Source organism: Acinetobacter sp. UBA2063 (genome assembly GCF_002333245.1).
Lineage (GTDB): Bacteria > Pseudomonadota > Gammaproteobacteria > Pseudomonadales > Moraxellaceae > Acinetobacter > Acinetobacter parvus.
The window spans coordinates 1-7,439 of sequence record NZ_DDAH01000155.1 but is presented as its reverse complement, the minus strand read 5'-3'; the positions used below and the strand labels follow the sequence as shown (position 1 = coordinate 7,439).

The following is a 7,439-nucleotide window of genomic DNA, read 5'->3' as shown; positions in this document are numbered from 1 at the left end:
TATATTGCTGCGGGGCAGTTGAAACAGCAGGACATCCAGCAACAAATTTCAAGCTTAACTACGCAAGAACAGGATCAGCAAACCACACAGCAGATTTATGACCTGAATCACCTGGCCAATAACCTTGAGAAAAGAGTCAGTGATTTACAGGTTCTACAGCAATCTGCGATGCAAACTTTGCCGATGATTCGGATTATCCAGTCAAATAACCTAATGTTGGTGGATAAGTTCTATGCGATTAAAAACATTACTTTACCTGCATGGAAAAACCAGATCAGTCTGGCCATTTCACTACAGGAGCAAAAGAATAGCGTGCAACTTGCCAAGGCCATTGATGACACCACCAATGAGTTGCTGCGCCGTAATGCTGAGCTATTGCATCAGAACTCATTCGATACCGCTAAAGCGAATCAACGTTCAGTGATTGATGTGGAAACCCTTGAATATGTACAAAACACCCTCATTAAAACAGTAAACGACGTGATTCAAATCCAGAAAGAAGGGATGCAGAAACGTGCTGAAGCAACTACACGCTTGCGTGCATTACAGGATAGTTTGAATCATTTGGTTCTTGAAAATAGCGGGCAGAATCCCCCGAAAAAACTGAATGAGTAATTTTAAGAGGAAAGATCATTGTCGCCCATAGACGATTTGAGTGTACAGCCGATTGATCAGCGTTTAGATATTTTAAAGAAACGCCAACGTCACCTGATGATCTGGTTTTTTCTGACCAGCACATTCGGGGTTGTCATCATTGCATCCCTGTTTTTGCAAAAAGAGTTTATCTATCGTTTCTTTGATCTTTCCGTGCATGTTCAGGCACTGGATTTGCCCTATCATGTGCAGGAACTTGTTCCTTTTAAACAGCCTGTTGATTATTTCTTTAATTTGCTGTCCTGGTTTGGCTGGTTGTTCCTTAAAATATTTGTCTCATTTATTGGCGCATTTTTACTGGTCAGTTGGGCGAAGAAGCTTAAATTTTTTCAACGCCGTTTTCAGGCATGGACACAGCGAATCTTGGCATGGGTGATTGGCTTTATTCTGTTGTGGTCAGGTTTGAGTTATTTGCAATATGACTGGAAAGATGAAACCAAGCAGGCTTATCAGCAATGGATGAGCTATGAGAACAATATCGTTGAAAGCCAGATTGCGCAGGACCTACAGCAGGCAAACATTTCATCGACTGAAAAAGCCTATGTGTTGGCACAAGTGGCTTTATTACATCAGCCTGTTGATCGTAAAACTGCCAATGTCTATGTGAATCAATTGATTTTCGCTGAGAAGAATAACCCAGTTCAGTTTAAAGAATATGATTTTAAACCTGAGCAGTTATGGGTCATGCAGCAGCAACTTTATGGCAAAAGCATCACCGCTTTGACACAACCACTGGATTTACGTGCGCAACAGGCAGAGCGTGTTTCACAAATCGTAAATGTGGTTCTGTGGGGGATGATCCTCTTGGTTGCCGCTTTAAGTGCAATTCTATATATCCTCGCCAAGCACCTAAAAAATCGCCGCGTTCGAATTACACAAAAGCTTGATGATTTATAGATTCGCTTTATAACAAGATTTTAAGTTGAATCTACTTAACGTCTATCTAGAATAATGCTGATTTAATTAAAGGTAAAGACAATAAAAGTTCGATAGCAACACTTATTGAACGAAATACACGGCTCTGTATCTTGGCAACATTACCTGATGCAAAGGCAGAATCAGTGCGCAAGGCTTTAACTGAAGCTCTGAAATATTTACCTGCAGAACTGCGTAAAACGTTGACCTATGACCATGGAGGTGAGATGGCAGAACATAAAATACTTGAAGAAGATTTAGGCATAGATGTATATTTCTGTGACCCACATTCACCCTGGCAAAAAGGCACATGCGAAAATATGAATGGTTTAATTAGGCAATATTTACCTAAAGGGATTGATTTAAATCAGGCAGATCAGCATTATTTAAATCAAGTTGCCATGTCACTGAATACTCGTCCTAGAAAAGCGTTAGATTGGCTCACACCATTAGAGAAATTTGCTCAGCTTGTTGATTATCATAAGGCTTTTCAAACTGTCGCACCTCATGTTTGAATTCGCCATCTATAGAAGAGAAAATTATAAATCACATGCAGTTGATATTATGAGGCAATGATGACAAGACATTATGATTATATTGCGATTGGTGGTGGAAGTGGTGGGATAGCATCTGTTAATCGTGCCGCCATATATGGGAAGACATGTGCCTTAATTGAAAAGGGTGAGATTGGCGGAACCTGTGTCAATGCAGGTTGTGTCCCTAAAAAGGTGATGTGGTACGCGGCCCAAGTTGCGGAAACCATTCACAAATATGGCCCAGACTATGGTTTTGATAGCAGGCTGGATTCATTTGACTGGCAAAAGTTAGTCCGCAATCGACAGGCTTATATAGAACGAATTCACCACTCCTATCAAAATAGCCTAAGTAATAATCAAGTGGATCTCATTCATGGAACTGCAACTTTTATTGATTCACATACTATTGAGGTGAATGATGAGCAATTAACCGCAGATCACATTCTGATTGCCACTGGAACGCAGCCATCGTTACCCAAGATAGAGGGGGCAGAATATGGTATCGATTCGAATGGTTTCTTTGAATTATCGGACTTACCTAAGACAGTCGCTGTGGTTGGTTCTGGTTATATTGCCGTTGAGTTGGCTGGCGTATTGAATGCTTTAGGCTCTCAGGTTGGGCTGTTTATCCGTAAGGATTTGCCTGTACGTCGTTTTGAGCAGTTCATCAGTGAAACTTTGGTTGAGGCGATGCAAACGGATGGAATTAAACTGTATACCCAGGCCATTCCCAATAAAGTCACAAAAAATACTGATGGTTCAGTGGTGCTGCATTTAGAAAATGGCGAAGATCATACTGTTGATTGTTTAATCTGGGCAACAGGACGAGAGCCGAACACTGCAAGTTTGAATCTGGATAAGGCAAATGTTCAGCTTGATGAACGAGGCTATATTCAAGTTGATCAATTTCAGAATACATCACAGGTAGGAATCTATGCAGTGGGTGATATTACGGGCAAAATGGAATTAACACCTGTGGCTGTGGCGGCAGGCAGAAAACTGTCTGAGCGATTGTTTAATCATAAACTTGATGAATATTTGGATTATGACAATATTCCGACCGTGGTGTTTAGCCATCCACCGATTGGAACAGTTGGAATGACTGAAGCACAGGCGATTGAAAAATATGGCAGGCAAGCTGTAAAAGTATATCAATCAACATTTACGGCAATGTTTAGTGCGGTTACACAACATAGACAGCTTACTAAAATGAAACTGGTTTGTGTGGGAGAAGAGGAAAAAATTGTCGGTATTCATGGAATTGGTTTTGGTATGGATGAAATATTACAAGGCTTTGCAGTCGCATTGAAAATGGGCGCAACCAAGAAAGATTTTGATAATACCGTTGCCATTCATCCAACTTCTGCGGAAGAGTTTGTGACGATGCGTTAAGTGATTCGATTTTTTTAGTTTAATTTACGATGTTATCTTAAATTAAACTGGATTTAAATAAAGTTAAAAGGTAAAGCGAGTAAGTTTTCGGCAAGCCATAGCTTTTGTGGATATTGATTAATGATTGTACCATGGGTAATGGTGATTTCATTGTGAGGTAAATGATTACGCAAAATATCAAATGCCTGTGCCATACGTTTATTGGGATTGGCAGTCATCTTGATTTCTATGGGATATAAGGTTTGGTCATATTCAATCAGTAAATCAATTTCCTTTTGATTGGTATCTCGATAAAAGTAAACTGGTGGTTCTTTACCTTGATTATAAAATGATTTAATAATTTCACTCACCACAAAGCTTTCAAAGAATTGCCCATTTTTTGCCCCTAGTTGAATGGTTTCAGGGGTTAACCACTTGGTTAGCCATGCCATCAACCCAGTATCTAACATATAGATTTTTGGAGTCTTAATGGCACGTTTAAGATGATTATTGCTATAGGGCTGTAGTAAATAAACAATCCCTGAGGTTTGTAAAATGGTTACCCAACGTTTTACCGTATCGACTGAAACCCCGACATCTTGAGCCACACTGCTATAGTTAAGCAACTCACCACTTCGTGCAGCAATGGCAACCATGAACCGCGTGAAATCAGTAATATTACTGATATGGGTCAGTTGACGTACATCTCGTTCAATGTAGGTGGAAACGTAAGAAGCATAATAAATGTCCCAATCTGTTTCCTGTTCATACAGCCGTGGCAAGTAACCTTGATGAATGGTTTTCCATACATCAACTTCCTGTAAATGGGGTTCACGTTGTTGGATGTAGTCTAGACTTGGAATAAAAGGCTGATCAAATCGGATGTTTTGGATTTCTCGTAATGATAAACCTGATAATTTTAAAATTGCAATCCGTCCTGCCAAGGACTCACTGACGTTATGCATCAGTTCAAATGCTTGTGAACCAGAGAGTAGAAACATACCATTTTGTTTCTGTTTATCGATTGCGAGTTTTAATAGAGAGAATAATTCAGGGGCATATTGCACTTCATCCAAAATCACATTATTTGGATAATTGAGTAAAATGAGATTAGGTTCTTGCTTGGCTTGATCCAGTAATAAGGGATCATCGAAACTGACATAATGATACTCATGTGCTGTATGCTGCAAAAGTGTAGATTTCCCCACTTGTCTTGGACCAGTAATCAATACAGCAGGGAATTGCCGCATGAGTTTGGTAAGCGTATTTTGTAAATGACGGGGGATATACATAGGAAATCTAGTTTAATTTACGATTAGACCTAATATTAAACTAGATTTTAACGCGTGTCTTCGCTTTTTGTGAACATGAATAATTAGAAAAGACTCGAAAGCCTTTTCTAACTGAATACCTTTATAGATTTGGACTATTTCAATTCGCTTGAAGATTTACCCAATTCACGACGAGCAATAATGAGCTGTTGAATCTGTTGTGTACCTTCAAAAATATCAAGGATTTTTGAGTCACGTGCCCATTTTTCCAGTAATTCATCCTCACCATAGCCCACACTTGCAGCAAGCTCGACGCATTTTAGCGTGATTTCATTACCAACACGTCCAGCCTTGGCCTTGGCAATTGAAGCTTCTCTTGAATTTGGCTTTTTATTATCAGCCATCCATGTTGCCTTAAGTACCAATAAACGGGCAGCTTCCCATTCAGCTTCCATACGGTAAATCTGTGCGGCTAAATTGGAGGTTTGTAAATATGGTGTTTTGTAGTCTGGATCAAGCTGATCTTTAAAAATTTCCTTGATACGCTCTAAAGATGCCTTTGCACAACCAACCGCCATAGCCGCAACCAATGGGCGGGTATTGTCAAAGGTTTCCATCACACCAGCAAAACCTTTAACAACATCAATTTCTGGATTACCCAATAAATTTGCGGCAGGCACACGGCAATCCGTAAAGCTAATCACCGCAGTATCTGAGGCTTTAATCCCGAGCTTGTGTTCGAGACGTTCAACTTTCATCCCAGCCGTACCTTTGGGTACTACAAAAGATTTAATCGCAGCACGACCAAGTTTTTTATCTAAGCTTGCCCAAACTACAACGGAATCAGCACGTTCACCCGAAGTGACAAAGATTTTCTCACCATTCAGGATATAATCATCACCATCTTTGGTGGCAGTAGTACGGATTGCAGCTGAGTCTGAACCACATCCTGGTTCAGTAATGGCCATAGCAGCCCAGGTGCCTTTGAAACGTTCAAGCTGTTCGTCATTGGCAACTGCAGCAATCGCGGAATTGCCCAAACCCTGACGAGGCATACTGAGCAATAAACCCGTATCACCGTAGCACATTTCAATAATGCCGAGTGCAGCCGACATATTACCACCGTTTACGATGGCATCAGGATTGGCTGTACCACGTTTACTTGCATTGGCAGCGCCAACGCCTTCGCCGCTTTCATTCATGCCATCTAATAGCGCAGCGAGCATATCGAGTTCTTTAGGATATGCATGTTCTGCTTTGTCATATTTACGTGAAATAGGGCGTAATACATTCAATGCTGTTTCATGCGCCTGATCAACCAGCATTTTAAATTTTTTCGGATTTTGTAAGTTCATTATTATTCTCCAAAATTAAGCATGTAAGCCAGAATGTAAAATTGCGGTTGCACGTAGGTCACGATACCAGCGTTCAACAGGGTGTTCTTTGGTAAAGCCATGCCCACCTAGAATCTGAACGCCGTCTGTACCCATCTTCATGGATTTTTCAGCGCAGAGTAAACGTGCCAGATAAGCTTCACGATGGAACGGTTTGCCTGCTTCTGCCAGACTTGCGGCATTGAGCACCAGCATACGCATGGCATCAATCTCAATCGCCATGTCTGAAATCATGAATGCCACACTTTGACGATGTGAAATCGGTTCACCAAAGGCGGTACGTTCATTGGCATACTTGATACAGTAAGCCTTAATCGCTTCACAAGTACCAATAGCCATTGCACACCACATCAAATTGCCAAGATCAACAAAAGCGGTATAGTCAAAATCTGTATCACCTAGACCTAAGGCAGGGGTCTGGTTGAATTGTAACGTTGCTGTTTCTGCGGCTTTTAAACCCATTGCAGGATTGGCTTTGATGGAAATGCTTTCATCACACTGCACCACGAAAATATCAGGTTGACCGTTGAACTCGGCACTGACAAGGAATACATCGGCTGTATCACCCAAAATTACCAACGTCTTTTCACCTGTAATGGTCATTTGCCCATTTTGTTCTGTAGCTTTGGTTTTTAACTGGAATGGGTTAAATGCAGGGGTTGCTTCCTGAAAAGCAAATGTTGCGGTAATATCGGTATCTTCTGCAAACACAGGCAAATACATCGATTGAACTTGTGTTGAACCCCAACGTGTAATGGCATTAATAACGCTAAATGTGCTGAGCAGACCTGCTGTTAAACTGAAATCACCTTTTGCCAAACTTTCAGCAATCAGGATATTACTCACAATATTCTGTTCTGCTCCAACACCACCCAATGCTTCAGGAAGTGCGTAGTAGTTTAAGCCTAGATCAACCAAATGCTGCCAAAGTTGTTCTGGGAACTGTGCTTGATGATCAGCTTCATGCGCTAAAGCATATAAAACTTCTTCAGCGAATTGAGACATTGCATCGACAGTCATTTGCTGTTCTTCAGTAAGGCTGAGATCAAACAAATTTTTATTCACTTGATTCGGGAGGCGTTGCTTATCAAGCGGTTGCTGCTTAAACACTTTCTGTGTTTTATTCAGTACCTTAAAACCTGTTTTTGATCCTTGATAGAGTGATTTCTCTACAAACTTTCTTAATTTGAGTTGGTCAAGTACTTCGCTTCCTGCGATTTTTGTGATTAGTGATAGCCCGAAACCTTGAGCCTTATTCATCATATTTGACATGATTTTATCAGATCGGAAGAGCGGTT

At 40.7% G+C, this 7,439-nt stretch carries 6 protein-coding genes and 1 pseudogene; 4 read left to right on the top strand and 3 right to left on the bottom strand.

Annotated elements, in window-relative coordinates:
• The 4 genes and pseudogenes from B4H32_RS07085 to gorA form a co-directional block, all read left to right on the top strand.
• A partial coding sequence (locus tag B4H32_RS07085; RefSeq protein ID WP_286801052.1) for a toxic anion resistance protein occupies nt 1-615 on the top strand: 615 nt, incomplete at its 5' end.
• Between the two features lie 18 nt (nt 616-633).
• Complete coding sequence (locus B4H32_RS07080) at nt 634-1,551, top strand: hypothetical protein (RefSeq protein WP_286801051.1); 918 nt, start codon at nt 634-636, stop codon at nt 1,549-1,551.
• 56 nt (nt 1,552-1,607) lie between these two features.
• A pseudogene (locus B4H32_RS07075) lies at nt 1,608-2,084 on the top strand (IS30 family transposase); the annotation flags it as partial.
• Nucleotides 2,085-2,144: 60 nt separating this feature from the next.
• Entirely contained in the window at nt 2,145-3,497 is a 1,353-nt protein-coding gene (gene gorA, locus B4H32_RS07070) for a glutathione-disulfide reductase (protein ID WP_286801048.1), read from the top strand.
• Nucleotides 3,498-3,550: 53 nt separating this feature from the next.
• On the opposite strand, the gene B4H32_RS07065 is transcribed toward gorA, so the two are convergent.
• From B4H32_RS07065 to B4H32_RS07055, 3 genes are all read right to left on the bottom strand, one after another.
• Nucleotides 3,551-4,768: an ATP-binding protein gene (locus tag B4H32_RS07065; protein WP_286801047.1), complete on the bottom strand. Its 1,218-nt coding sequence runs from the start codon at nt 4,766-4,768 to the stop codon at nt 3,551-3,553.
• A 134-nt stretch (nt 4,769-4,902) separates the two neighbouring features.
• Nucleotides 4,903-6,102 carry an acyl-CoA dehydrogenase family protein gene (locus B4H32_RS07060; protein WP_286801046.1) on the bottom strand — a complete coding sequence of 400 codons (1,200 nt, stop codon included), beginning with the start codon at nt 6,100-6,102 and terminating at the stop codon, nt 4,903-4,905.
• Nucleotides 6,103-6,117: 15 nt separating this feature from the next.
• The gene (locus B4H32_RS07055) at nt 6,118-7,404 is read right to left on the bottom strand and encodes an acyl-CoA dehydrogenase family protein (RefSeq protein WP_286801058.1); all 1,287 of its coding nucleotides are present in this window, start codon (nt 7,402-7,404) and stop codon (nt 6,118-6,120) included.
• Nucleotides 7,405-7,439 lie beyond the last annotated feature (35 nt).